The organism is Paenibacillus sp. JT31N11 (assembly GCF_056269285.1).
Genome location: NZ_JBWDNQ010000023.1, coordinates 24185 through 49808, shown reverse-complemented (window position 1 = coordinate 49808; position 25624 = coordinate 24185). Strand labels below are relative to the sequence as shown.

16 protein-coding genes and 1 pseudogene are annotated in these 25624 nt (G+C 56.5%); 15 read left to right on the top strand and 2 right to left on the bottom strand.

Annotated elements, in window-relative coordinates:
• Positions 1-31 precede the first annotated feature (31 nt).
• The 4 genes and pseudogenes from AC0YNV_RS37040 to AC0YNV_RS37025 all read left to right on the top strand — a co-directional run bounded on the left by AC0YNV_RS37040 (position 32) and on the right by AC0YNV_RS37025 (position 8063).
• Entirely contained in the window at positions 32-3457 is a 3426-nt protein-coding gene (locus AC0YNV_RS37040) for a hypothetical protein (protein WP_475772558.1), read from the top strand.
• 102 nt (positions 3458-3559) lie between these two features.
• Positions 3560-6670 carry a heparinase II/III domain-containing protein gene (locus tag AC0YNV_RS37035; protein ID WP_475772557.1) on the top strand — a complete coding sequence of 1037 codons (3111 nt, stop codon included), beginning with the start codon at positions 3560-3562 and terminating at the stop codon, positions 6668-6670.
• A 180-nt stretch (positions 6671-6850) separates the two neighbouring features.
• The gene (locus AC0YNV_RS37030; protein WP_475772556.1) at positions 6851-7303 is read left to right on the top strand and encodes a family 43 glycosylhydrolase; all 453 of its coding nucleotides are present in this window, start codon (positions 6851-6853) and stop codon (positions 7301-7303) included.
• A pseudogene (locus AC0YNV_RS37025) lies at positions 7245-8063 on the top strand (beta-xylosidase family glycoside hydrolase). Before AC0YNV_RS37030 ends, AC0YNV_RS37025 begins: the two are co-directional and overlap by 59 nt.
• Here AC0YNV_RS37025 and AC0YNV_RS37020 read toward each other — a convergent pair.
• Positions 8017-11322 (bottom strand): sugar-binding protein, encoded by a 3306-nt coding sequence (locus AC0YNV_RS37020; RefSeq protein WP_475772555.1) that lies wholly within the window; start codon positions 11320-11322, stop codon positions 8017-8019. The pseudogene AC0YNV_RS37025 and the gene AC0YNV_RS37020 overlap by 47 nt on opposite strands.
• Positions 11323-11856: 534 nt before the next feature.
• Here AC0YNV_RS37020 and AC0YNV_RS37015 point away from each other — a divergent pair.
• From AC0YNV_RS37015 to AC0YNV_RS36990, 6 genes are all read left to right on the top strand, one after another.
• Complete coding sequence (locus AC0YNV_RS37015; protein WP_475772554.1) at positions 11857-12129, top strand: helix-turn-helix transcriptional regulator; 273 nt, start codon at positions 11857-11859, stop codon at positions 12127-12129.
• Between the two features lie 79 nt (positions 12130-12208).
• Positions 12209-13255, top strand: coding sequence for a LacI family DNA-binding transcriptional regulator (locus AC0YNV_RS37010; RefSeq protein ID WP_475772553.1), 1047 nt, complete (start codon positions 12209-12211; stop codon positions 13253-13255).
• A gap of 233 nt (positions 13256-13488) precedes the next feature.
• Positions 13489-14571, top strand: a complete 1083-nt coding sequence (locus AC0YNV_RS37005) for a glycoside hydrolase family 172 protein (protein ID WP_475772552.1) — start codon at positions 13489-13491, stop codon at positions 14569-14571.
• Positions 14572-14593: 22 nt separating this feature from the next.
• The gene (locus AC0YNV_RS37000) at positions 14594-16696 is read left to right on the top strand and encodes a glucosidase family protein (RefSeq protein ID WP_475772551.1); all 2103 of its coding nucleotides are present in this window, start codon (positions 14594-14596) and stop codon (positions 16694-16696) included.
• Between the two features lie 217 nt (positions 16697-16913).
• Positions 16914-17891: an aldo/keto reductase gene (locus AC0YNV_RS36995; protein WP_475772550.1), complete on the top strand. Its 978-nt coding sequence runs from the start codon at positions 16914-16916 to the stop codon at positions 17889-17891.
• 15 nt (positions 17892-17906) lie between these two features.
• On the top strand, positions 17907-19613 hold the full coding sequence (locus tag AC0YNV_RS36990; protein WP_475772549.1) for a glycoside hydrolase family protein: 1707 nt from the start codon (positions 17907-17909) through the stop codon (positions 19611-19613).
• Between the two features lie 94 nt (positions 19614-19707).
• Here the strand turns inward: AC0YNV_RS36990 and AC0YNV_RS36985 are convergent, their stop codons facing one another.
• Positions 19708-20055 (bottom strand): GNAT family N-acetyltransferase, encoded by a 348-nt coding sequence (locus AC0YNV_RS36985; RefSeq protein ID WP_475772548.1) that lies wholly within the window; start codon positions 20053-20055, stop codon positions 19708-19710.
• A 433-nt stretch (positions 20056-20488) separates the two neighbouring features.
• Here AC0YNV_RS36985 and AC0YNV_RS36980 point away from each other — a divergent pair, with 433 nt between their 5' ends.
• From AC0YNV_RS36980 to AC0YNV_RS36960, 5 genes are all read left to right on the top strand, one after another.
• Entirely contained in the window at positions 20489-21424 is a 936-nt protein-coding gene (locus AC0YNV_RS36980) for a sugar phosphate isomerase/epimerase family protein (RefSeq protein WP_475772547.1), read from the top strand.
• Complete coding sequence (locus AC0YNV_RS36975) at positions 21414-22463, top strand: hypothetical protein (protein ID WP_475772546.1); 1050 nt, start codon at positions 21414-21416, stop codon at positions 22461-22463. The genes AC0YNV_RS36980 and AC0YNV_RS36975 overlap by 11 nt, the downstream gene beginning before the upstream one ends.
• On the top strand, positions 22444-23454 hold the full coding sequence (locus AC0YNV_RS36970; RefSeq protein ID WP_475772545.1) for a C-terminal binding protein: 1011 nt from the start codon (positions 22444-22446) through the stop codon (positions 23452-23454). The genes AC0YNV_RS36975 and AC0YNV_RS36970 overlap by 20 nt, the downstream gene beginning before the upstream one ends.
• A 170-nt stretch (positions 23455-23624) precedes the next feature.
• A complete protein-coding gene (locus AC0YNV_RS36965) occupies positions 23625-24671 on the top strand; it encodes a zinc-dependent alcohol dehydrogenase (RefSeq protein WP_475772544.1) in 1047 nt (348 codons plus the stop codon).
• Positions 24672-24729: 58 nt separating this feature from the next.
• Entirely contained in the window at positions 24730-25572 is an 843-nt protein-coding gene (locus tag AC0YNV_RS36960; RefSeq protein WP_475772543.1) for a helix-turn-helix domain-containing protein, read from the top strand.
• The last annotated feature ends 52 nt before the right edge of the window (positions 25573-25624 follow it).

The following is a 25624-nucleotide window of genomic DNA, read 5'->3' as shown; positions in this document are numbered from 1 at the left end:
AGGACAAATGAAATGATGGGATGGAGAAAAAATGGACGTTGTAACGAGTATCGACTTGTTAAAAGACTGGAACGCATCCGGCCGTTGGACCGATGGCGGCTACGTGCTTGAGAATGGTGTGAAGCTGGAATTTCCGGCGCCGGTGGGAGCCGTTGGCTGGTATCCGATCGGCTTCGAGCGCGGGAACGATTCGGCCCTCGATGCGATGGGTTGGTTTGGGCTGCGGCTTGAGATGGAGACCTGCGAGGTCGAGACGGAAGTGACGGTGCGCGCGGATTTCATGGACAACCGCTCGGCGGAAGCGACCGTTTTTCTGTCTGGACGGGGACAGCACGAGGTATTCGTGAAGCTGGACGACTTCGACATCGAAACGTGCAAGGGGAATATATGGCGGTTCTTGAAGCGCTTCGAGCTGCAAGGCTGCGCCAGACTAATAGCGGCCAGCCTGAAGCGGGGAGAGCGGCTGTTCGTGAATACGGCCGTTCTCGGTAAATCGGGCGACCCGGGCGAGAAGGTCCTATATACGTTTAAGGTGTATAACTGCCAGAATCGCAAGACAGCCGTCTCCGTCAAGCAGATCGCCCGTGGCTGGGAATCGCTCATCGCTTCCATTACGCCGTCACGCTTCGTGCTGGAGCCATACGGCTGCCAGGAGGTTGCAGCCGAGGTCATTGTACATGACGGCATGGTACCGGGCGGCCACGAGAAGACAGCGCTGCGCTTCGTCGCAGACGGTGACGGAGCGGGCTCCTTGGAGATTGAATTCAAGACGCTGCGCCGGCTCAAACACCCTTATATTTACCATAACGAAGAGCAGTGGCGGGAGACGAGAGCGAAGATCGACTCCCTTCCGAAATTCCATCCCGTCTACCAGCGTATTATCGCTACGGCCGATGCCTGGGTTGTCGGGCCGCCCGTATCCGACAGGGATTACTGCTACGAGACGCGCGAGGAGACGAACATCATGTCGGTCGCTTACGCCTACGCGCTTACGAATGACGTGCGTTACGCCGAGAAAGTGGCCTGTTTTTTTCGCTATTTCATCGACGACTACCCGAAGAAGAAAAAAGGCTGCAGTCAAAGTTACGTCCAGGAGGGGCACTTTTTCCAGCATCTTGCCATCCCATACGACATCATTTGCGATGCAGGCGTGCTGACGCCTGAAGATCATCTGGGAATCGAAAAATGTTTCCGCATTTATATGGATATTCTGGACCATCACCTTCAGAGAGGCCATATCTCCAACTGGCTGCTGTCCGAAATAACAGGCGCACTCTATTGCGCGCTAGCCCTGCAAGATTTCGAGCGGGCGGAGCGCTTCGTCTTCGGCACAATGGGTTCGATAGACCAGCTGACATACGGCCTTTTTAATGACGGATGGTGGCATGAATGTTCGGTGGGCTACAACATTTGGGTATCGTCCATGTACATCCACACCGCACATGCACTGCTGCCATTTGGCATCAATCTATTGCATACACATTTCCCGATGCCGTGGGGCGAAGAAGTGCACAGCACGTATCTCGGCTCGGAGCCGAAGATACGGTTCGGAATGGTCAATAAACGATGGGGAGGGAATACAAAAAACTATATATGCATAAAGGATCTGTTCGACGCGACGCTTCCGTTTCTGGACGACAGAGGGGTACTGTTCGGCATCAGTGATTCGGACGAGAAAAAGCTTGAAGGCGTCCATTTCGGCTCTACCTTCGACCTGGCCTATCGCTATTACAAAGACCCCGAGTATATCCCAGTCATTGAACGGAGCGGAGAGGCAGATCCAATCTTTGGGCTCGCGGAGCTGCCCCAATTCGAATCGTCTCACGGGGCGAATAATGCCTATTCGGACAATGTCGGCGTAGCGATGCTGAGGAGCAGGGCTCCTGGACGGGAGCGTAGCGAGCAGATTCAGGCCGTCCTACGCTACGGCTCGCATGGCTACGCGCACGGCCACTACGACCGGACGGGCCTGCTGTCTATCATGCGCTACGGCCGCAGCTTCTATAATCCCGAACACGTATGGTGGGGCTACGGGCATTTCATGTACAAGTTTTACGTGCAAAATTCCATGACCAAGAACATGGTCGTCGTTGACGAGAAAATGCAGATGCCAAGCGATTCGAGGAGGAAGCTGTTCTATGGCGGACAGGCAATCCAGGCAGTCGCGATTGAGACAAATTCAAAGTGGGCCTATCCCCCCTATGGTGGGATGATCTACCGCGACGGCGAGACGCTGCGGGAGCGGAGCGCGATGAACGCCTGCTCGCTGCCGGAGCTGGGGAATGGGGAGGGCTGGCCGGCAGGTCCCGACGCACCGGCTTACGGCGAGCTATCCGGCTCTACCGAGCCGATCCGGCAAATTCGCGTCATGGGCGTGACGGACGATTATCTCGTCCTGTTCGATTACATGCAGGGAGAGACGGAGCACCAATACGACAGTCTGTTCCAGATTAAAGGTTTTAAGGAACTTGCCGCAGACAGGGCCGAGCAGCTCGGGCACACGAGCCAGTGGACGGAAAACCCGCTCTCCGACGCGCGCTTCATTACCGATTGCCGCTGGTATGAGATGAGCGGCACGAGCGTTGCAAAGTTCGAGACGATATTCGGGGAGGGTGAGGACCAGCGGGGCAACCGGAGCAACCATAACGAACCGGGTTTGCTGAAAATGGACGTGCATACCGCCTGGCCACGTGAATCCATGCAGGTAATCGGTCGGGCGGCGGAATGCCACGACATCGCCGTGCCGTTGATCTATAAAGTCGAGGTGGACGGGGAATTACGTGCGGAGGGCGATTTCGGGGCATGGCTGCTTGGCGAGGGCCGCTGCGATATCGAACTGCGTGGCGCTAAGACGTTGGTGCTGCGGGTGATGAACGGCCCCGTCTTCAACGAGCAGAACTATCCACAGCGAACGAAGCAGGCGCTATTCTTGGGCGAGGCATATTTCGTCGCGGCGGACGGGAGTAGGCATTTGTTAAGCGAATTGCCTTTGACATACACAAACACCGACCGGGGCTTCGGCTTCGGCAAAGATTACGAGGGAGGCCGCGTCACCATTGTCGGGAACGAATATCCGAACGCGATACCAGCGAGTCCCGTCGATCACGAACGGGAAGGTGTCATCACAGCCGATCTGAGCGGGTTGGATGCGGTTCGCTTCGTCGGCCTGATTGGGGCGGACGCGTTTCCCGGTGACGAATCTCAGCGGCGAGTTACGTACGGGGTACGGACAAGCGGCATCGTCGGACGGTTTATTACGGTCGTAGAGCCGTACGAGAAAGAGTCCGCGATTGACGCCGTCGAAGCGGAGGATGAAAATACGGTCCGCGTGCGGCTGAAGGATGGCCGGATGCAAATCATTACGGTGAACCGTATCGGCCAGGACGACCCGTCAATCCGTTACGCAGAATATAGGGAAGGCCGTCTGCTCCGCGAAGAGACGGCGATCAACAAGTAGTAATCGTTTCGGCGCGCACGAATGGGCAGAATTGAACGGGAGCGTGATCGGCGCATCGATCGCTTCCAGGGAAGAGGACATCATGCAGGGAGGGACACAACAATGAAGAAGCAGACGCCGGCCGCACATTTGGAAGAATTAATCGGTAAAGCGATGTCGCTGCTGGAGACACAGGGAGATTATTATACGGATGGAGCGAAGCTTGCCTTGACCGATATGGTCGAGGCGGCGGAAGCGGCTCTGGAAGCTGGGGACAAGGTTCCGTTTGTCCGAAACCGTGAATTTATGTGGCCGCGGGAGGAAGAAGCGATTCTGTTTGCGACGCGCCGCTTCACGATGGCACCATCCTACAACGAAGACGGATGCGTATACCATGAATACGGTTTGGAGCCTTCGCTTGAATGGTTCGAGTCACAGGATGTAAGGCGGGAAGGCCATCACGGGCTTGCGGACAAGGCTGGTCTGGCTATCTCCAAAGCAGGGGAAATTCTCGGCGCAGCCGCGATCGGCAGCGGAATCGGTGAATACGATGCTGCCGCCAGAGAGAGGCTCGTCAGCTCCGTCGGGCGCTTGAAGGCGGCGAGGAATGCTAGCGACGGTGGAGACAGGTTGGCCCGCGCCATTGTCGAGTGCTTCAACCGGATAAGAGACTTCCGTTTCTCTAGGGTGATGCGAACGGATACCGATCCGGAGTCGACGCTGTATATGACGAAGGACGGTATGCGGGAGGCGAGAGATAGCTCCGCGAAGGACGAATGGCTTAGGCAGCGGGCTGATGAGATCATGCGTATCGCGGAACGCTACGATTTAGCCTATATTGAGAAAGCCGCTGAACTGATCGCGAAGGAAGAGGCGGATTACGAAGAAATCAACCGTCATTTCTATGTCTGGAGCTCGACAGACAAAATCGTCAATTTTACCGTCCCGGAGAAGGCGGTGAAGGCAATCTTGTCGTTCATCCTCCCGTCGGAGGAGAACGAGGAGGATGGTCTCGGCCATGTATGGATTGACGATTTGGCCGTTCTTACTGCCAGCGGAGAGAAGCTTGACATACTTAACGGCGGGTTTGACGAAGGAATCGAACAGCCGCTGCATTGGAAGCCGGAAGTTCGCAAGGGCAACCCGGTAATGAAATGGGAGGATATCTATCCGTTCTGCGGCGGCGGAGACCGGTACGGCATTGATGGAGCCAATCCGTCATCGCAGGTGGCTGCGCTGCGCAAGGATGGAATCCCGTGCCGTTCGCTCTATTTATGTAATCCTTCACGTAAAGACGAAGGCGCGTGGACTTACGGAGAGGAATTCGCCGTCAAAGGCGGGACCGGCTGCACGCTGACCTTCGCGGCCAAGCTCGACGGCAAGCTGAAGACGGGCATGCGGACGGTCATTGTCTTTCTGGACGAGGCGGGTCGTGAGGTCGACCGGTTCAACTACATGTTCAACCGTAAATCGTCGCTGGGTAACGGCTGCTTCCAACTGACAATGCAGTGCGACGCCATCCGTTACGCATTCATGGCGGAGCGGACGTACGCCCTTAAAGCGAAGCAAGCGCTGTTGTATACGCTGAACGACTTTTGCCAAGGTGCGGAGCATTGGCTTGTCACCAACCTGCGGCCCCAGGGGAGCGATTCCTATGGCGCCGTTCAGGGCGGACGCCTGCTATGCAGCGCGGCTGTGACGTATTCCCTTATTAAGGATGCGAGCTTGTTCTCCGGTGAGGAGAAGCGGCAACTGTACGACATGGTCGGTTACTTGCTGCGATATATGCTCGATCTTCGTGACCGTACCGAACTGACGGCTGAGGGCGCCGGGCACGGCTGCAGCAACTGGCAGACCGACATGTGCGCGGGAGCGGCGTATATGATGCTTGTGCTGGACGATTTTCCAAATCGCAAAGCATGGCTTTATAACGCACATGCCGTACTGCATGCTCAGCTCACTCAGAATATTAATCCGGATTGCTCCTGGCCGGAATCGATTCGTTACCATCATGCGGCACTTGAACGGTTTGCCGGCTACGCCAAAGTAACGTCCCATGGCATGGGCGACAATTGGTTTGCAAATACACCACTTGCAGGCATGTTCGGCTTCAGCCTGCGAACGCAGACGCCGGGCTGCAGCTATTTCGGCGGGCGCATCGGGACGCCGCCGTTCGGCGATCATGCACTCGGCGGCGGCGCGGAGTTCGGCAGCTACGCCGCGTATTTAGGCGATATCGAGCAAATCGACAAGCAGCTGGCTGACCGGATGTTTCATACGTGGAAGCTTGCCGGCATGCCGGCGAAGAAGCTTTGGGGCGAAGCCGTCGTATTGGAAAATGTGCTTGGAAAAGGCTCCACTTACGTTCCGGATAGTCCGCTTGAGCTGGGCTCTGTGAACGATTTGACAAACGCCGGCATTTATATATTCCGAGACGGCTTCGGCACTCCTGAGCATAGCTACTTTGCCATCATGTCGAGCCCGGAGCCGATCGGCCATGGACATCTCGATCAAGGCTCGTTCATTATTTACAAGGATGCCGTCCCAATTGTCATGGACTCGGGCATCGAAGGCTATTTCGACAGCAGCACCAGCTGGCACCTCAGTTCGTATTCCCATGCTTGCCTGCAATTTTCCACGAGGCAAAAGGGTATTGAAAAGAGCGGTACAGGCCCAATCAATTTGTCCGCGGGAACCTACAGCCTCGAACGGGGATGGGTCGATGTGCCGCGTACCAGCAGAGTGATCGAGTGCGCCATCGAGGGAGATATCCGGACGATTACAATCGAAATCGGGAACGCGGAGGGAAGCGGCCGGCATATTCGTCATGTGCGGCACTACAGGCGGGCGAATCTTTATTTCATTCGGGATTCCGTGGAAGAGTTCGACGGCGAGGTACTGTTCAGCCTGCCGGTAGCGGCCAGGCGTTCCGCCGTTGACGGCAGCCGCGTCTATTCGGAAGGAAACTGTGGCGTCGATTTGGAGACACTGTTCTTGACGCCGCTAAGCGGTCTCCGGCTGGAAAAAGGGCGCTCGACTCCGTTTTTCGACTCAGGGGACGGGGACGCCTGCCTGATGGAATATATACGTGCGACGGCGAGAGCGAACGACGGCTTCGCAGCGGTTCTCTACCCGAAACGCGCCGAAGCCGCTCCGCTGCGGGTCGACCTGTTGGACAGGCAGCAAGCAGTCGTAATTGCAGGGCGGGAGACGCTGACGATCGATTGGTCTTGAGACGAGGCATGCTGCGCTTGAGCCTCCTGTTCAATCAGAATACCGGAACCGGCATTATCGACATTAAGATTGGGTTGGGAAATAATTTTCTTTAAAAAAGTCGCGTAAATCGCGGCGATTGTTCTTGTAATCAGTGTGAGCATTTTGGATAACCGCACTTTTGACATGAGGCCCAGCGTCATGAAAGTCGAGTCCCGCACAGTCACGGAAGGTCCGTTTCTGTTCAAGCTTAATGGCTGGTATTACCTGCTGCTCGCTGAGGGAGGAACAGGATGGAATCATGCCGCCACCCTGGCAAGATCCCGACATATCGAAGGTCCTTATAAATACGATCCCGAATATCCGATCATCACCACGGTTGATGAGCCGGATTACCCGCTGCAAAAAGCCGGGCATGGCGCGATTGTCGAGACGCAGAACGGGGAATGGTATATGTCTTATATTTGCGCGCGTGCCCTTCCCGGCCGCAGGCTGTGTCCGCTCGGCAGGGAGACGGGACTTCAGAAGATGCTATGGACGCAAGACGGGTGGTTGCGAATGGACGGAGGAAGCAGACTTCCCCAATTAACGGTTCATGCACCTGTTCTTCCTCCCCACCCGTTCCCCGGAGCTTCCCGAGACCGATCATTTTGACGAGAAGGATCTCGGGATGCACTATCATACCCTTCGCGTTCCTGCGGATTCATCCTGGCTTAGTCTGGAGGAGCGGCCGGGTTTTCTTCGTCTATATGGCAGAGAGTCGCTTTATTCCTTGTTCAGGCAAAGCATGGCTGCCAGAAGACTGCAGCATTTCATAGGGGAGGCGGAGACCTGCGTCGAATTCGAACCCGAGCATTTTGATCAAATGGCAGGGCTTGTGCTCTATTACGACGATGCGGATCATTTCTATCTGCGGATCAGTCGCGATGAGGAAAGAGGCAAGCATATTGCGTTGATCGTATCCGAGCAAGGGCGCTATGACGAACCTGCAGAGGCTGTCGTAAATGCAGAGGGGTAGGAACGGTGCTATCTCCGGATAAACATCGAATTTGACCGGGTTCAATTCAGCTGCTCCAAGGACGGCAGGGAATGGACGAAGGTGGGTCCTGTGCTTGATCTGGGCCAGCTGTCGGATGAGTACCAGGGGAAGCTTGGTTTTACAGGCACCTTCGTAGGCTTGGCCTGGTGCCGCCGAGGCATGTGGAGTGCGGCTGAAATGAACAGTGCGACAAGCAGGCAAAACGATGCGATTGATTTCATCGATGTTACCCCCATTTTTCGTATGTGGGACGTGAGAAGCCCGGATGGGTTCAGCGATGCGGCTGACTGCCTCCACCCGGGATATTGTCTGGAATTTGACGACTCGGCTACATACTGCCCAGCAGGTGATTGGCCACATAGGCAATATCGGTGATATCGATAATACCGTCTTTGTTCATATCCAGCTTCGCGTTATAGCCGCTGTCGCCCTGTGACTTGCCGAATGCTTTTGCTACGGCGGACAAGTCGTTGATACCGATGCCTGCGGGAAGGGATACGTCAGCGTTGGCTACCACGAGATGAACAGCGCCCACCGATTGGAAAGGCAGGAGTGCGGAATCGCTGTTTGTCCACGTCGCGCCTTCTTTGATGGCAAGATCGAAGCTGCCGGACGCCTTTGCTTTCAGGCGAATATTTACAAGGGGCAGCTGGTCGGCTGTACGGCCAGGGGTGTCGCCCTTCAATGTGCCGATCAGGCGGATCTTGCCGTCAGCGGGATCGCTGACGAAAAATACATTCTGATCCGGTCCGGCAAATTCCTCGCTTACCTGTGCATCGATAAACTCGAATTTGCCCGCGTCATATTGCAGCGTGGAATCGAATCCGTAGAGATCATCGGCATTGGCTGCGCCGACGACCAGATCCACGGATTGGCCTTCATCCAGCAGGTCTGCGGAAGAAAGCGATTGAAGCGTCATGGCGGTCAATACCGTATCGTTAATAACGAAGGCATGGACCCCTCCTGTCCGGTCGGACCATTGCGCCGATGCTCCGGCCGATACATTGACTGGCCCGGCGGCTTTTGCTTTCAGCCTGACCTTCATCAGGGACAAATCGCCGGATTTTCCTTCGCCTGCACCGAGCAGCGTTCCAATCATCCGCACGCCGCCGTCGACCGGCCGGGAAGCGAAATACGCATCATCGCCGTTTACGCCGAATTGATCGCTCAAGGAGGCATCCACCAGCTCGAAGGCACCCGGATCGAAGCTCAGCGCAACGTCGAAGCCATATAAATCACCGGCGGATTTGGCTCCCAGTGTAACTTCGACGGTATCTCCCGTTTGGACGTAAACGCTGGAATTATCGATAGACAGCTTCGTTTCCGCAGCTGGCGCGGCTGCGTCCATCAGCTTGGCGACGCCCATGTAGGAAGGGTTCAGCCATATATCGTTGTTCGTTGTGTTGTAAGCAATCTTGTATCGGCTGCCTCCGCCCAAATCGTTGTCGGATGCGGCATCCGCACCGATAAAGGCATTTGCCGCAGGCGTTATGCCAAGGGTGGACCAGGGGATGCTGGCTTCCACCGTATAGCCGCCCGGGATCTCGGCCGTTTTGTACACGGCTCCGGTGATAGCGTTGTGCTTGTATTCATTCAGCGCCGTACCGTCGCGTTTGAAGGCGTATTGGTAATCGTCCGCCCCGTAGACCTGGCTCTTCGAGTTGTCCATATCAAGGAAGGCTTCTACTGTATCATTCGGGTTATCGGTAGTGCTGTCCATAATCTGATACAAATAATATAAGTTCACATCGTCCCACATGGTCTTTACCGTACCGGAAAATTCCGCGGGCGAGGAGGGCGTCCCGATGACATTCCTGGCAAGAGGAACCTCCTGAGCGCTGTCCCAAACCGGGTCGGCTGAGCCGTCAATCGTAGGCGCCTGCTGCGTTTCCGCGATCGGAATGCCCGTGAAGCCGGCCAAGCTCAGCACAGCGGGATCGCTTGTTACCGATCCGTAAGGGCTTGTGATCTTTACTGTATAGGTCCCGATTGTCTGTGCAGAGACAGACTTGATAAACAGCCGGCGGCCCGTCTCGTTTGGAAGATCCTGTCCGTCCCGCTGCCACTGGAACTGCAGATCCGGAGTGCCTGTCGCGTCAACGGTGAATGCGGCGGTTCCGCCTTCACCGGCCGTTACAGACACCGGCTGGGTGCGAATGGCCGGAAGCACCGGAGCATCCTCATCCGCTGCTGCACCGACCAGCGTAACGACAGATTGCGCCGGAACAGTCAGCGTATCCGTTGCGGCTACGTTCCCGAGCTGCAGCGCCTGTTCGCTCTCGGAGGAGCGGATAACAGAATATTCTGCAGGGATACTGCCGCCGTATACCTGCATGACGACCGTTTTAGCGGTGCTTCCCGTGTTGACCAGGACGGTTGTCAATGTTTTCTGCTGACGGTGGGTGAACGAGGAGACAAGCAGCTCCGGGTCGCTCGATTGACTGTCCACCTGCACGGCGCCGGGCCTGATGTACCGGTAATACTGCTTGGACGCATAGTAAGTCGGATTAGGCCCCGCATCGGAAATCAGGCTGAATTCGGAAGGAGTATGCTCGGCGAGTGACCAGAAGACCCAGGCGCTCGTCTTTCCATGCTTCAAGGCCAGATTAATTGACTTTGCAAGCGCCATGGCGCCGCTCCAGTCCGGCGTATAGCCGGAGGTTTCCGTCATCCATAACGGCTTATTGTACGCGCCGGCAGCTTCACTCAGCTGCTTCCAATTGTCAATATTGGCGTTGGGGGCGCTTATGCCGTCAGCCCCGTAGCCGTGAACGGCGAAGATATCCGTCAGGTTCCGGGTTTCCTCATCGGCTCCGATCGCATTCATATAGGAGATGATCCGGTCCGTTGTCTGTACGTCCTCCGGACCGAACAGCTTCGTCCGGATGCCTTCCTGCTCGAACCGCTGGCCCACATACTTCATCACGCGCGCCAGCTCGTCAGGTGTATAGACTGCCGACTGATATGGCTGGCCAAAGGCGGGCTCGTTGGCGATACTGAGGGCGTAGATGTCGACGCCGGCCTGCTCTTTCATCACCTTGATATATTCGATTAGCCATTTTGCATATTCTTCCTTATAATCGTTCGGGTTCTCGCCGGAGGGAATTTCGCTCATAATAAGTTTGTTCCAGCTCGTATCCTCGCCGAAAATGCATTTCACATATTTCATCCAGTAAGGCGGGCTCCATACGCTCGCAATAATCTTCAGAGGCTCTCCGGAAGCTTCCGACTTTTGTTTAAGCGCTTTCAAGTAATCGATATGCACATTGAGTGCAGAGGTCTGGGATTGGCAGGAATTCGCCGGCAGGGCGCCGTCGATATTCCAGTTTCCTTTTTCCTGCTCGAAATTCGACGGAACCTCGTCCCTGAGAATCGTAAGACCCAGGTCGTCCACGATCCGATCCAGGAAGCCGCTGTCATAATAAGGGCCGGGCTCCCAGCCCGGCTTGTTCCCGCCGAAGCCGCCGAAGCCTTCGATTTGCTGATACTGAACCGATTTGTCGATCGTAATAACAGCAGTTTGTTCCTGCGGGGCCGAATCCGCATAAGATCTTCCGGCAGACAGCAGGCTGCCGCCGACAAGCAGCGCCGCTGCCAGCAAAACGGATATTGAACGTGCAGCAAAATGTTTCATGATCAGACACCTCACTTATTAGGATGGACAAGCTAAAAGCAATTACCGCTTACGGTCAATCGCTCTTTTACGGAACCTCCCTCTATGCGCTGCCGTTCATCCATCACGGGCATCAAGATACAATTTGTATCTTGATGCCCGTACAAAAAGACATAAACGGCGCCTTTTTCCCTTCAACCATTATAAAGCGGGCGCTCGCGACCCCATGTGCGAAATTCGCCTGATTGATGTGTGAAACCCGGCCGATGGAAAAGGCCAAAATCTACCGTGGACCGGACAATTTTCTATATGCGGTCCGGTCCGCTTCCAGTTATGCTGGGATTGACACCTTCGTGCTGTCAGCCAAACGGTACGAAATTGCGGGTATCAAGCAATGGCTTTGTCGCCCGTCTTACGCGACGGGGACACAAAAAAGGAAGAAGCCCATATAAACAGGCTTCCTCCAATCCTGGTGTCCCAAGCTAGCTCAGCTGAATGCTGTTGATTGTGACAGAGCCGGATGTTACGTAGACTCTGACGCTGTGCAGCCCTGCAATGGCGGAGCTGACGGGCTACAGCCAGCGGTACTTCCGCAAAGCGTTCAGCAAGGCCATCGGGATGAGTCCGATGCAGTTTTTGGCGCAAATCCGCATCGACCGGGCGAAGCACCTGCTGTTCGAGCCGCTGTCGATCAAGCAAATCGCGCGTGCAGTCGGCTACCAGGATCCCCTTCATTTCTCCAAGCAGTTCAAAATACGCATGGGGTATTCCCCCAAGCAGTACCGCGAATACGCCAGGCAGAAGCTGGCCGCAGGAGAAGCCTTATAGAGGTTGTTTACTCATTTATAGATTGCCTGCAGGCAATTTGATATACTTTCTTCTATCAGATCAGCGAAAAGGGGATCGTATGAAAAAAAGAGTAAACCTCTCGGATATCGCAAAAGTGATAGGCATCTCGAAAATGGCAGTCTCTCTGGCCTTGCGGGAGGACAGGTCGATCAGCAGGGAAACCATCGATAAGGTCAAGGAGGTCGCCAAGCAGTTGGGCTACACGCCAAACCGGCTTGCCCAGGGTCTGTCGAGCGGAAGATCCTCCAGCATCGCCGTTATCGTGGGGGGGTCGTTCTACGACAGCTACCATGAGCAGTTCATCAGGGGAGCATTGCCGCATGCCATAGAGCGGGGATATACCTTGTCGGTGGGGATTACCGATAAAGATAAGCTGAACGAAAGCGAATTGATTGAAAAGTTCCGTCATATGATGGTGGACGGTTTTCTCGTCTTTCACAGTCTGGACGATACGCCTTACCGGAAGCTGACCAAGCAGGGCGTGCCGTATGTGCTGTATACCAAATATTTCGAGCAGCTGTCATGCGATTATGTCGTTGGCGACGATTTTTCCGGCGGATACGCGATGACGGAGCATCTATTGGGACTTGGGCACCGCAGGGTCGCCTATCTGTATGACGAGGGGCTGGCGGAATCATCGGAGATCATCAACCGCAAAAAAGGCTTCCATCAGGCGATGTCCGATGCCGGGTTATCTTCGGATCACCAGACCTGCATCCCCTTCGCGACCGATTTCGATCCGGCGTCTCTGAGCAGCCGCAACACTCTGTTTACCCGATTGTTTCTAAGCGAGGACCGGCCTACCGCCCTCTTCGTATGCAATGATCTTACGGCCTCATGCGTATACCTCCTGCTCAAACGGCTTGGTCTGCGCATACCCGAAGATGTATCGGTCGGGGGCTATGAGGGCGTATTCATCGGCCAGATCATGGATCCGCCGCTGACGACCGTAGAAACGCCGATCAGGGAGATGGGGCGAAGAGCCTGCCAGATTCTTATCGACAAAATCGAAGGAACGGCATCGTCTGCCGAAGTGATCAATATCAAGCTTAAACCCGAACTGAAGGTGAGAGCTTCGACGGTATTCCAAAAACACGTTGAGTAAATATCAGCAAGCAAAGAATCTGATCTATCTTTATCGGTAAAGTCAAATATATCTTCTCTTTCAGGATTTTCTTGCTATGTTCATCCATGGGCAATAAGGCGATTCGGAATGGGAAGATTTTTTATGCTTTTTTTTCGATTGACGGTTTGGAAGGATTTCCTTATAATAACTTTACCGGTAAAGTTGAGTTTGCCGTTTTGCCATCATTTATCATTCATGTGAGGAGTGAAGTCATGGAATTTAATGGAGTTGGTTTGCACCTGGGAAATTTGATGCAGCTTTCCAAAGCCCGCACGCGCTCGATCAGCGCGGAGAATTTTACGGGAGAGAAGGGCAAAGGAGGCATGTCCACAGACGGCATCAGCGCGTCATGCGCCCGCGAGCTCGGACAGGGCTGGAAGGTGTCGCCGGCTGTCACGCTGAGGGCGAAAGAAACCTTCGTGCTTGCCGACATTGCAGGTCCCGGGATGATCCAGCATATGTGGATGACCTGTGCGCCCGAGAGATGGCGGAGCCTCATTCTGCGCATGTACTGGGACGGTGAAGAAAGCGCTTCCGTAGAAGTGCCGCTCGGGGATTTCTACTGCAGCGGCTGGTGCGAGCGAAGCATCGTCAACTCGATTCCGATCTCCGTTATGACCGGAGGCGGCATGAACAGCTATTGGCAGATGCCCTTCCGCAATGCGGCGCGCATCACGATTGAGAATCTTGGCGGAGAAATTCCGCAATTTTTCTATCAGATCGATTATACGCTGACTGATATTCCGGACAATATGGCTTATTTCCATGCGCAGTGGCGCCGCAGCAATCCGGTTGGCTATGCCGATGTGCACACCCTATTGGACGGCGTTCAGGGAGCGGGCCATTATGTGGGTACCTATCTCGCGTGGCAAGCCAACAATAACGGCTGGTGGGGCGAAGGCGAGGTCAAATTCTATCTGGACGGGGATAAGGAATTCCCCACCATCTGCGGAACGGGAACTGAGGATTATGTGGGAGGCGCCTGGGCATTCGAGCAGGTGGAGGGCGAAGGCTATCTGCCTTTCTCCGCCCCGTATCTTGGTTTCCATCAAGTATCCAAACAAAACGGGTTCTCCCGGGTCAATCAGCGTTTTGGCATGTACCGGTGGCATATCCTCGACCCGATCCGCTTCGAAACGGATTTGAAGGTGACGATCCAGGCGCTTGGGTGGCGGAGCGAGGGAAGGTATTTGCCGCTGCGGGATGATATCGCTTCAGTAGCCTACTGGTATCAGACCGAGCCTCATGCTCCGTATGCCCCTATGCCGGGCAAGAACGATCTGGAAGTCATTTAGCACTAGAAGGAGCTGATTCGGCATGACTGCAGAAGCCCGTTATACCGTTCATACGATGATTGAGCACATCAGGATGGCAGAGCTTAAGAAGGAGCATCCGGACTGGATCTGGAACCGCAGCGATACGCATGTCATTCTGGGGGTTCCGACCTCCCATGAGGGATACAAAACGGTCGTTGAGCCGGGAAATTCCTTCTCCCCCGGGCACCGGACATACGGAGTCTCCACCTGGGTTTACACCGGCGGAATGCTCCATGCGCCGGAGGAGAAGCCGCAGGAGCAGCTGGCCTGGTCGCTGCTGGAGGGTCATATTCCCGTACTGACCTCCGTCTGGCAGGCGGGAACCTTCCGGATTACATCGCGTTTGTTTGCGGACGGGGATCCGGGGACGACGGATATCCGCAACTATTTTACGGTGGATATCGAGAATACGGGAACTGCCGCCGGGACCGGTACGTTCTATCTGGTGACCCGATCGTTCGGCGCAGCCGGCGGTCCGGTCAAGAGTCTCGGGATGCGGGGAAGCGCGCTGGAGATTAACGGTGGAAAAGTGATGGCGGCCACGGTGCCGCCGGACCGCTTCGGAGCCGTCAGCTACGGGGCGACGGGGAAGGATATCTCCGTATTCCTGAAGAAGGATGCTTTACCGGAAGGAGACCTGGTGAACGATCCTTCCACATGGGCCAGCGGTGCAATGGCCTATACCCTTCATCTGGAGCCGGGCGGTAAAAAGTCGTATTCGTTCGTCTGTCAGGTTCATGCCGACAACTGGATGGTCAGGAAAGGCGCGGACGATTCGCTGGGACCCGGAGATGTTGAGCGAATTATGGATGACTTTATCTCCCGGTGGAGAGCCGGAAGCAGAATCAAGCTGAACCTGCCCGACCGGCGGTTTCAGGAGGGAATGCAAGCACAATTAACTCATATGTACATGGCAACAGTAGCCTCAGAGCCGCGGATCAGCGCGATCTCCTACCCGCTCTGGTGGCTGAGGGACGGGGCATATGTACTTGTGGCGCTGGATAAAGGCGGCTATACGGATTTTGTCAGGGAGGCCGTGATCAATGCCGCCCACCGGGATGCCTTCGGCGGATTCGGCGCAGAAGGGGACGGACCGTCCAACGGGATCTGGATGCTGTCCGAGCATTATCTGCTGACGCGCTCCAAATCCTTCCTGGAGCTTGTATATCCACATATCGAGCGCAAGGCGGAGCTGATCCGGCAGATGCGTCATACCATTGTGCCGATTCTTCGGCACAGTGAGATCCGCACCTACGAAATGCTGCTGAGGCCGGACAGCGATGTCATGTGCCAGCCTGCCAGGGACGGCTTGATTAACGGACGGATGGATCATCACCAGCCGACATTATGGATTAACGCATACGCTTACATGGCGCTCAAGCGGGCAGCCATGTGCGCGGAGGAGCTGGGCATTGAGGGCACCTGGTTCGATGAGGAAGCGGAGGATCTGAGAAGGTCCCTGCATCTCAAGGCTGAGCAGATCTTTGGCGACAATCCGCGGGATCCCAACTCGGCGCTCTGGCCGACAGGATGGGCGAAGAAGGACGATCCGATCATCGTCCGCGGCATGGAACGATTCTGGAATGAGGAGCGTTACCCGAACGGCGTGCATGCTCCTGAGGACATGTGGACGTATTTCGAAGCGGGCCAGGCGCATAATTATCTGTTGATGGGACAGCGGGAGCGGGCATGGCTCTCAATCGATTTCTTTCTGAACAAGCACGCGGCGCCTGGACTTTACACATATCCGGAAGGGAGCGACGACGAGAATACGTCCCTTCAATGGCATCGTACGCGGGGATGGGACCAAATCCCGTTCATTACTCCGCACTGCTGGACAGCGGCGGAATTGTTTCTGCTGCTCCGTGACTGTCTGGCCAGGGAGGAGGACGGGACGATCTTCATCGGCTCCGGAGTTCCTGCTGCCTGGATGAGCGAGGCTTTCTCTGCCTGGGATATGCCGACCTATTATGGAAGCGTCGGATTCGAATATTTTCCCGAAAGCAGAACGCTTCGCGTATCGGTGGAGCGGATGCCGCCAGGCGGGGTCGTGTCCGAGCTGCCTGGGGAGGTTGTGCTGGAAATCGCTCAGGCAGGCCATTGACGGCTGGAAACAGATGAATTCGTACCGGCATGGACAGATTCGAAAATCGCTTGCCGGTACGTTTTGTTTCACGATTATGCTCAAGGTGAATGCCGGTATATCCTGCAAGTCGGAAACGGGGGAGAAATAGGGGATAAACTGGTGAAGCCTGAATGGGTCTCAACACCCGCTTGGTTACGAATACGCCGCTTCACTCATCGGAGGAGATCATGCAAATATGAGATACCATAAAATTCCGGGAACAACGTTGGAGCCTTCCGTCATTGGTTTGGGTACGGCCGATTTTGGCACTGCCCTCGGCAGGGAAGAGTCCTTCGCGCTGCTCGATCTTTATTTGGAGCTTGGAGGAACGCTTGTCGATACCGCGCATGTGTATGGCGATTGGGCGGATGGAGGCAGGGGCGCAAGCGAGAAAATGATAGGGCTGTGGCTGCGCGAGCGGGACACCAGGAACCAAGTCATTTTGTCCACGAAGGGGGCGCATCCGCCCCTGAAAGAGATGTCGAAGCCGCGGCTGGATGAAGGCTCGATACGCAGCGATCTGCACGACAGCCTCGAACGGCTGCAGACGGACAGCATCGATTTGTACTGGCTTCACCGGGACGATCCCCGGCAGTCAGTCGAGTCGGTCATGGATGCGCTGCATGAGCATGTTGAGGCAGGGCGCATCCGCTATATTGGCGCTTCCAACTGGAAGAGCAGCCGCATCGAGGCAGCCAACCGGTACGCCCTGGAGAACGGCCGCACTCCGTTAATCGGCAGTCAGCCCCATTGGAATCTGGCTTCGCTCAATCCCGTTCTGCCCGCCGACAACATGGCAGTTGACGACTCTGAATATGCCTGGTATGCAGCTTCAGGACTTGCGGTATTCGCCTTCTCCTCACAGGCGTCCGGCTTCTTCAGCGGGAGATATGGACGCGATCTGAAGCCGCAAGGCGGCCGGTCGGCTCTGGTGGAAGCGATGTACGCCAATGAAGAGAGCTATGCCAGACTGGACCGGGTTCGGGAGCTGGCGAGAGAACTTGGCGCGAGCGGTTCGCAGATTGCGCTGGCGTATCTTGTCTCGCAGCCCTTTCCGGTGTTTGCCCTGATTGGCGCCAATAAGCTCTCGTATCTGGCAGACAGCTGCGGGGCGGGAGATATCGCCCTGACGCCCGGACAGCTCCGCTATCTGATGAATGGATACCCCGAATAAGAGAGGAACAAGCAGATGAAACTGCATGCTATCCGTCTGAATGACATTCAAGCAGGCGGCGAACTGCGCGATAGAATCGAAGCGAGCTTCGGAAGACTGGAGGAGGATGACTTCCATCCGGATCGGGTCTACAGATCGCCGGAGTACGACTGGCCAGGCGATCAGGAGGGCCGTACGATGCTCGCGCTTGTGATGCTGGCGCAGGCATCAGGCCGCGAACCCCGCTATTTGCAGGATATCGTCGACAGGATCGGCGGTGCGTTGAATGAGAGGGGCTTTTTTGGCAGGATGCTGCCCTGTGGAGAGAACGATGAGCAGCAGTTATCCGGCAACAGCTGGTTTCTGCGTGCGTTGTGCGAATATTACGAATGGAAGCAGGACGAGTGGGCGCTCCGCCGCATCGAGACGTTAGTGCGCAATTTACTGCTGCCCGCCGCGGGCTTCTACAGGCAGTATCCCGTTCGGCCGGAACAACGCGTGTTCGCCGGAGAGGCATCGGGAACATTGTTGTCCGGGCTGATCAGCGGCTGGTACTTGTCCACGGATATTGGCTGCGCCTTCATCATGCTGGACGGGGCGACGCACGCCTATCGGCTGCTGCGCTGGCCGGAGCTTGGCGTTCTGATCGAGGAAATGATCGAGGTCTTCACCGGCATTGATTTTCTCGAAGCTTCCATGCAGACGCATGCAACCCTGTCCGGACTGCGCGGCATGCTGCGCTACTGCGAGGATACCGGCAGGGAGCCCATTCTCGAACAGGCGAAGGCCTTGTACAGCCTATATATGGGATACGGCATGACCGAGAATTATGCCAATTACAACTGGTTCCGCCGGCCGGAATGGACCGAGCCCTGCGCTGTGGTCGATTCATTCCTGGCATCGGTCGACCTGTGGCGGCTGACAGGCCAATCCGTCTATTTGAACACCGCGCACCATATTTATTATAACGGGATCGGGCACGGGCAGCGGCCAAACGGCGGCTTTGGCTGCGACTGCTGCTCCGGCGCGCGCGAGCCGTATCTGTATCCTCTGGCTAATGTGTTCGAGGCATGGTGGTGCTGCACGATGCGGGGAGGCGACGGCTTGGCCCGCGCTGCCTCGTATGTCCTGTTTCGCGACAGAGACGCAGCCATCGTGCCTTTCTTTCATCCGGCTGCCGTCCGGATCGAGAGGCCAGAAGCAGAGCCGCTGCAGGTTGAGATAACGACAGGTTATCCGCTTGAGGGCTGGCTGCGCATCAAGCTTGGAGGAGAGCTACCGTCCTTATCGGATTCCGGCGACGCGCTGCAGTGGCGCATATTTCTGCCGGATTGGATGGATCGCGGCAGTCTGACGCTATTCGCGGATGGCAGCGGGACGGCCGTGCGGATTGAGAATGATTTTGCGGTCGTGGACGGAATGAGGCACTCGCTGGAAATCCGCTTCGGGATCGGACTGCGCGCGGAGCCCATAATCAGCCGCAGCACTCTGATGGGAGGCTACCGCTCGTTCCGTCATGGCGCGCTGCTTCTCGGACTGCGCGCAGTGGAGGAGGAAGTTGTGCTGGAAGACGGCTTTTGGACGGAGCCGGGCGGTCGGATGGCTGAATACCTGCTGCATGCCGTTCCCGCCGGACTCGGCAGCTCAGCTGTCTATGAGCTGAAGCCGATCCATGATCTGTTTCGATTGCCGGAGGAACAGGCGAGGGTGGACCGCAAGCAAATACTGTTTCGCCTGGCCTGAACAATTTTAGAAAAGTCCGTATATGAGTTCTGCGCCCATAAAATACGGCAGGCTTTCCAGAGAATAAAGTCCTGTAATAGTCTGCCGTACTTTGTTATCTATCCAGAACCATAAACATGCCTGTCATACCCGGCGAGTAATCCTTGAATCCGAACGGCTCGTAGAAGGTATCTTGTCCGCCTGATGCGAATAGTCCGACAAATGCGATGCCATTCGGATGCCTGCATTTTTTTATATAGGCAAGCAGTTGCTCGACAATTAATTTGCCGACCCCATTCTTCTGATGATCGGGCAGAACGGCCACATCCTGTATATAAAAATACATGGCTCCGTCACCGACTATTCTGCCCATGCCCACAACATTTTCTTGATGCACGACAACTGCGGAATAAACGGAATTAGCGATAGAATGCTCTGTCATCCCGGTATCGACCTGCCCCATCCTGTGTTCTGCTATTCTCCTATCTCTCTGCTTAAGAGCTAGAAACGGAGCTTGCAGAGTGCTCCGATGGTACATACATTCTACAAGCATTGCAGTCAATCCTCCTTCCCGATGGTGATTATCCAGGTTAATGGCGCTTCAAGCGCCCGCAATAAATAGAATTATGCCGCTTCCGTACTGAAAGTAAATAAAAGACAGCGGATGTCAACAGACGACAATAGCGGGCGCAGGCGGCGGTTGCTACAATTTAGTGAAAGAACCCGCCGCACAATTTCATCACTGGCCTGTTTGCATTTTGTTGAGAGCTGCAGACCGTATTCGGGCCGGTCGCGGCGTCGCAGAGGGGGCGGCAGTTCGGAGAGATTGTCCTCTGTCGGGAACGGCGAAGATTGCGCCCGCGCAGCCAACAAGCTGCCGACCGCTATGAGAGAAGGTGACTATACTGGTTAATCATAAATGGTTTGTCCCGGCGCTGCACATGGCAGAGGTGTTCCACCATGCGATTGAAGGGCCGGGTTTTCTGCCTGATGCGGTAGAACGCTATGCTGCCGAAGGTTACTACGGCGGATTGGAAATCGGCATTGTGAAAGATGGCGCTGCGCGGCGGCGGATTGCGGATGCAGTGCGTACAGCCGGTTTGTCGCTTACGCAGTGGCTTACCCGTCTTATCACGGAGGAGCGGTTAAATTTGTCCGCCATCGATCCTGCAGAGAGAAGACAGGCGGTACGGCGCATCGCCGATTATCTGGAGCCGGCAGCCGAATGCGGCGCAACCCATATTGCCGTGGTCAGCGGGGAAGATCCCGGCGAGCCGCTCCGCGCGGAGGCGGGCGAGCGGCTCGCGGACAGCTTGAGCGAGCTCGGCGAGGCTGTCCGCCGCTATGAAGGAATGGGGCTGCTCATTGAGCCGCTGGACAGGGGGGCTCATAAAAACCGGCTGCTTGGACCGACAGAAGAGGCCGTCCTGCTGATGGAACGGCTTGGCGGCGTTCGCGGACCGGTCCGGCTGTCCTGGGATACCGCGCACGCTGCCCTGTGCGGCGAAGGGCTTGCCGATTCATGGCGGCTGGCTGCCCCGTATACGCCGCAGATTCATTTGGCGAATGCGGTACTTGACCGGCGCGATCCGGAATATGGTGATTACCATAGGCCTATTGGAGCACCGGGCTTTCTGGATACCCGTTTTGCCTGCGGGTTGTTCCGTCAGGCGAAGGCCGCTGGACTGCTGGAGAGCGCCACGCTGCGCGTCGCTGTCGAAGTGCGCACGGAGACGGGAGATCCCTTTGCCGTCGAGCGCGCGGGAAGAGCGCTGCTGGAGTCGATACGGCAATCGCTGGAAGAGGAGGAGAATGCGGCAGATGAAGGTTAACAAGCGGATATTGGCCGAGCTGCCGATGGTCTATGCAGTGCAGCGGATTGATCTACGGGGCGGGACGCATCTGCTCGCGGCAAGCGAGGACAAGCGGGAATGTCTGTTGTTCTCGCCGCCGGATTGGAACGCCTCGGCCGTCTGGCAGCGGCCGGGCGGGACGATGAACATGACCGCTTATCCCGGTCGGCCGGGCGAGCTTCTGGCGATACAGAAATTTTTTCCGATTTTCCAGTCGGAGCATGCTTGCGTTATCCATGCAAGTCAAGGTGCATCCGTCGCAGAGCCATGGCAGGTGCAGGAGCTGTTCCCGCTGCCGTATGTGCACCGGATCGAGACGGTCCAGGCCGGTGGCGTGCCGTTCCTGATCGCCGCGACGCTGTGCGGGAGCAAGCGGCATCAGGAGGACTGGTCGTCGGCAGGTGCCTTATACGCTGCGCGGTTCCCGGAGGAGCCCGGCGGGGAGTGGGAGCTTCGGCCGATTCTGACCGGACTTACGAAAAACCACGGCCTGCTGATTGACCGGACGGATGGAACCGAGGCAGTTCTTGTTTCGGCCGAAGAGGGGCTGTTCCGCATTTCGGTTCCCTCGGAACCGAAGGGGGAATGGCTTGCAGAGCGGATGCTCGACCGTCCGGTTAGCGAGGCGGTACTGCTCGATCTGGACGGCGACGGGGAACTGGAGCTTGCAGCGATCGAGCCGTTCCACGGTGATCGTCTGGCCGTCTACAAGCGTCGGGCGGGACGTTGGGAGCCGATATTCGAGAGCGGCGTCAGCTTCGGGCATGTGATCCTTGAAGTGAAGGCAGCAGGGAAGACGGGGCTGCTTGTCGGGAACAGGAGCGGAAGCCGGGCTCTGGAAATCTGGCTGCCGGATTCCTATTGCGGAGAAGGGGAGCTTCGGTTCGGGAAATTTGTCGTCGACGAAGGAGTCGGGCCGACACAAGCGCTGGTTGTGGAAGACAAGGAAGGTCTGAAGATTTTATCGGCCAATCATTACAGAGGGGAAGTGGCGCTCTATGAAATCGAACTCGAATGAAAACCGCAGCGTGGCGGTAACGGATTACACGTATCCGAATCTTGCGCCGGAGAGGGCGATTCTTGAGCCCTTGGGCTTCCGGTTTGTTACCGGGCAGTGCAGGACGGAGCGGGAGGTTGCGGAGCTCTGCCGGAACGCCGATGCCATTATGACACAGTACGCTCCGATAACCGCCGCAGTCATCACGCAGCTGCAGTCCTGCAAAATCATTGTCCGTTACGGCATCGGAGTGGACAATGTTGATATTGATGCGGCAGCGGCAGCGGGAATTGCGGTCGTGAATGTTCCCGATTACGGGATAAGCGAGGTGGCCGACCATACCTTCGCCCTGCTGCTGTCGGCCGTGCGGAAAATTCCCGAGATTGTAGGCCAGGTCCGCAGCGGAATCTGGGACAACGCTCCTTGCAGGCCGATCGCCGGACTGTCCGGCAGAACCCTGGGCCTTGCCGGCTTCGGCAATATCGCCAGGGCGGTCGCCCGCCGGGCAATGGCCTTTGATCTGCAGGTCATCGCCTGCGATCCGTTCGTCCAGCCGGAAATATTCGCTCAATACGGCGTCCGCCGGGTGGAGTGGCCCCAGCTGCTGCAGGAGAGCGACCTGCTGTCCGTCCATTTGCCGCTTACGCCGGATACCCGGCATGTGCTGAACGAGACAGCTTTTAACCAGATGAAGCCTCACGCGCTCTTGATCAATACTTCGCGCGGGGCGGTCATCGATACGGATGCGCTTGTTCATGCGCTGCGCAGCGGCACAATCGCCGGTGCCGCGCTCGATGTCATGGAAGAGGAGCCGGTGCCTTCTACACATCCGCTGCTCGGGCTGAAGCAGTGCATCGTGACCAGCCACTGCGCCTGGTATTCGGAGGATTCGATGATCCGTCTTCAGCAATATGCGGCGATGGAGATCGGCCGTTTGTTCACCGGGGAGCAGCCGAGGCATATTGTGAACGGCATCGCCGTTTCGCTCCAGCAGCCGAGCGACACGCCGTGAACCCCGGCAGGGAGTCCGGGAAGAAATTTTCCGCTCCTCATACCTGTATAAATGACAAACATTGATGTGGAATTGCAATGGAGAAAGCGCTTCCCCGGATGATAAGATGACAATGATGGAAGGCAGGCAGAGCTATTTCTTCTGACCAATCAGTGAAGGAGGCTGCAGCAGTGGGAAAGGTACTGGTATTCGACCGGGAACGCTCCGTCCGGATCGATGAGTATGAGGAGAGGCCGCTTGGGCCGGGAGAGCTCAGACTGCGGACGCTTTATTCGGGGATCAGCGCAGGCACGCAGCTGACCGCCTATCGGGGGACGAATCCGATGGTCGGCGGCATATGGAACAGGGAGCTGCAGCTGTTCGAGAAAAGGCAGCCGGGCAGCACGTTCTATCCTGTTGTCGGCGGATGGGCTTACGAGGAAATCGGCGAGGTGGTTGAAGCGTCGCCCGATGTACAGGAGGTACGGGCCGGCGATCTCGTTTACGGGACATGGGGACACCGCAGCTCGCATGTCGTCACGGAGGCGTTTGCCCGCGAGCATCGCCTTGCTCCGGGTCTTAAGCCGATCATTGGCATATTTTCACAGATGGGCTGCATTGCATTGAATGCCGTACTGGACGCCCATCTCCATGTCGGCGAGACGGTGGCGGTGTTCGGCCAGGGCGTTCCCGGACAATTGGTCGCCCAGTTGGCCAAAAGAAACGGTGCAGCAGTTATCGCGGTCGACCTGGACGATTACCGTCTGGCCAAATCCAGAGATCTGGGCGCCGACTATACCATCAACAGCGGTACCTGCGATGCTGCAAAGGAAATCAGAGCGCTCACAGGGGGCTGCGGCGCGGATGTCGTGATTGAAATCTCCGGCTCCCCGCATGCGCTGCACCAAGCTGTCCGTTCTGCGGTGTATAACGGACGCGTTGTGGCGGCGGGCTTCTATCAGGGGCAGGCGGAAGGGCTGTATCTCGGAGAGGAGTTTCATCATAACCGCATCCAGATCGTGTGCTCGCAGATCAATGCAGTAGCTCCTGAGCTTAGCAACCGGTGGAGCCGGATCCGGATGGAGCAGACGGTCTTCCGGCTGGCCGGTCAAGGCGTGCTGAATTTGGAGGGGCTTATTACCCGGATCATGCCGTTCAGCGAAGCTGCGGACGCTTATGCCATGCTTGACCGGCAGACGGAGAAGAATCTTCAAGTCGTGCTGAGCTTCGATGATTAGGCGGCAAAGCGCGGCTGAATCCGGGAGCCTTCAGCAGGGGCTGGTGGCAGGGAAGCCTTTGGCAAAAACCGATCCCTGGTTCTCTCTCGTGGAGAAAGCGGAGCTGAACATGCTGCAGTACGATATGCATAAGCGGCGCGAGCTGCAGCAGCGAAGCCGGGTAATGCCGTTCTATATTGTATCGTATATCAAGTCCGGCGCCTCCAGACTGCATATGGAGGGCCGGGACTATTACGCCAATCCGGGTGATGTGCTGATCATTCCCGCGCATATGCCGCATGATCATGTCATGGACACGGGAGAAGAGACGGAATTTCTCTGGTGGCATTTCAATCTGAAGATAGCCGGGACGATTGATGCGCTGAGCGCCTTCCGGTTCCCCGTGTGCTTCCGGCTGCAGCAGCCGGAGCGATTCGAGCAGGTGTTCCACGAGTACCTGCGCTGCGCGACGTCTTACCGTTCGATCGCAGATGTGCTGATGAAGAGCGCGAAGGCGATGGAGCTCGTTGCGCTGATCATCGACGAGGCGCTGCGGCACCCTGACATGCAGCTCAAAAGCGCGTTCTCCGATGCGTTCGCCGGCATACTGGCCGAGCTGCTGGACGAGTCCGCGTCCCGCTGCAGTCTGGCGGAGCTGGGCGAGCGCTATCATTTGCATCCGACGTATATCAGCAACCATTTCAAAAAAATGTTCGGCATCACGCCGATCCAGCTGCAGAAGCAGTTGACGCTGGACAAGGCAAAGAAGCTGCTTGAGACTGGAGGCTGCACCGTCAAGGAGGTCGGATTGCTGGTCGGTTACGAGGACATCGACGACTTCTCACGGTTCTTCAAGAGCAAGGCGGGGCTGTCGCCGCAGCAGTATCGTTTACGGTATGACCGTGATGCCGGGAGGGGCTAGCAGTATGTCCAGTCATCCGTTTTCCGGCTTGCAGGGATAGGCTTAGGGAGAT

Coding starts and splice junctions, on each gene's coding strand:
- AC0YNV_RS37000 (WP_475772551.1), top strand. CDS start 14,594: ATGACTGCAGAAGCCCGTTATACCGTTCATACGATGATTGAGCACATC.
- AC0YNV_RS37035 (WP_475772557.1), top strand. CDS start 3,560: ATGAAGAAGCAGACGCCGGCCGCACATTTGGAAGAATTAATCGGTAAA.
- AC0YNV_RS37020 (WP_475772555.1), bottom strand. CDS start 11,322: ATGAAACATTTTGCTGCACGTTCAATATCCGTTTTGCTGGCAGCGGCG.
- AC0YNV_RS36985 (WP_475772548.1), bottom strand. CDS start 20,055: ATGGGGCAGGTCGATACCGGGATGACAGAGCATTCTATCGCTAATTCC.
- AC0YNV_RS36970 (WP_475772545.1), top strand. CDS start 22,444: ATGAAATCGAACTCGAATGAAAACCGCAGCGTGGCGGTAACGGATTAC.
- AC0YNV_RS36975 (WP_475772546.1), top strand. CDS start 21,414: ATGAAGGTTAACAAGCGGATATTGGCCGAGCTGCCGATGGTCTATGCA.
- AC0YNV_RS37030 (WP_475772556.1), top strand. CDS start 6,851: ATGAAAGTCGAGTCCCGCACAGTCACGGAAGGTCCGTTTCTGTTCAAG.
- AC0YNV_RS37005 (WP_475772552.1), top strand. CDS start 13,489: ATGGAATTTAATGGAGTTGGTTTGCACCTGGGAAATTTGATGCAGCTT.
- AC0YNV_RS36995 (WP_475772550.1), top strand. CDS start 16,914: ATGAGATACCATAAAATTCCGGGAACAACGTTGGAGCCTTCCGTCATT.
- AC0YNV_RS36990 (WP_475772549.1), top strand. CDS start 17,907: ATGAAACTGCATGCTATCCGTCTGAATGACATTCAAGCAGGCGGCGAA.
- AC0YNV_RS37010 (WP_475772553.1), top strand. CDS start 12,209: ATGAAAAAAAGAGTAAACCTCTCGGATATCGCAAAAGTGATAGGCATC.
- AC0YNV_RS37040 (WP_475772558.1), top strand. CDS start 32: ATGGACGTTGTAACGAGTATCGACTTGTTAAAAGACTGGAACGCATCC.
- AC0YNV_RS37015 (WP_475772554.1), top strand. CDS start 11,857: ATGGCGGAGCTGACGGGCTACAGCCAGCGGTACTTCCGCAAAGCGTTC.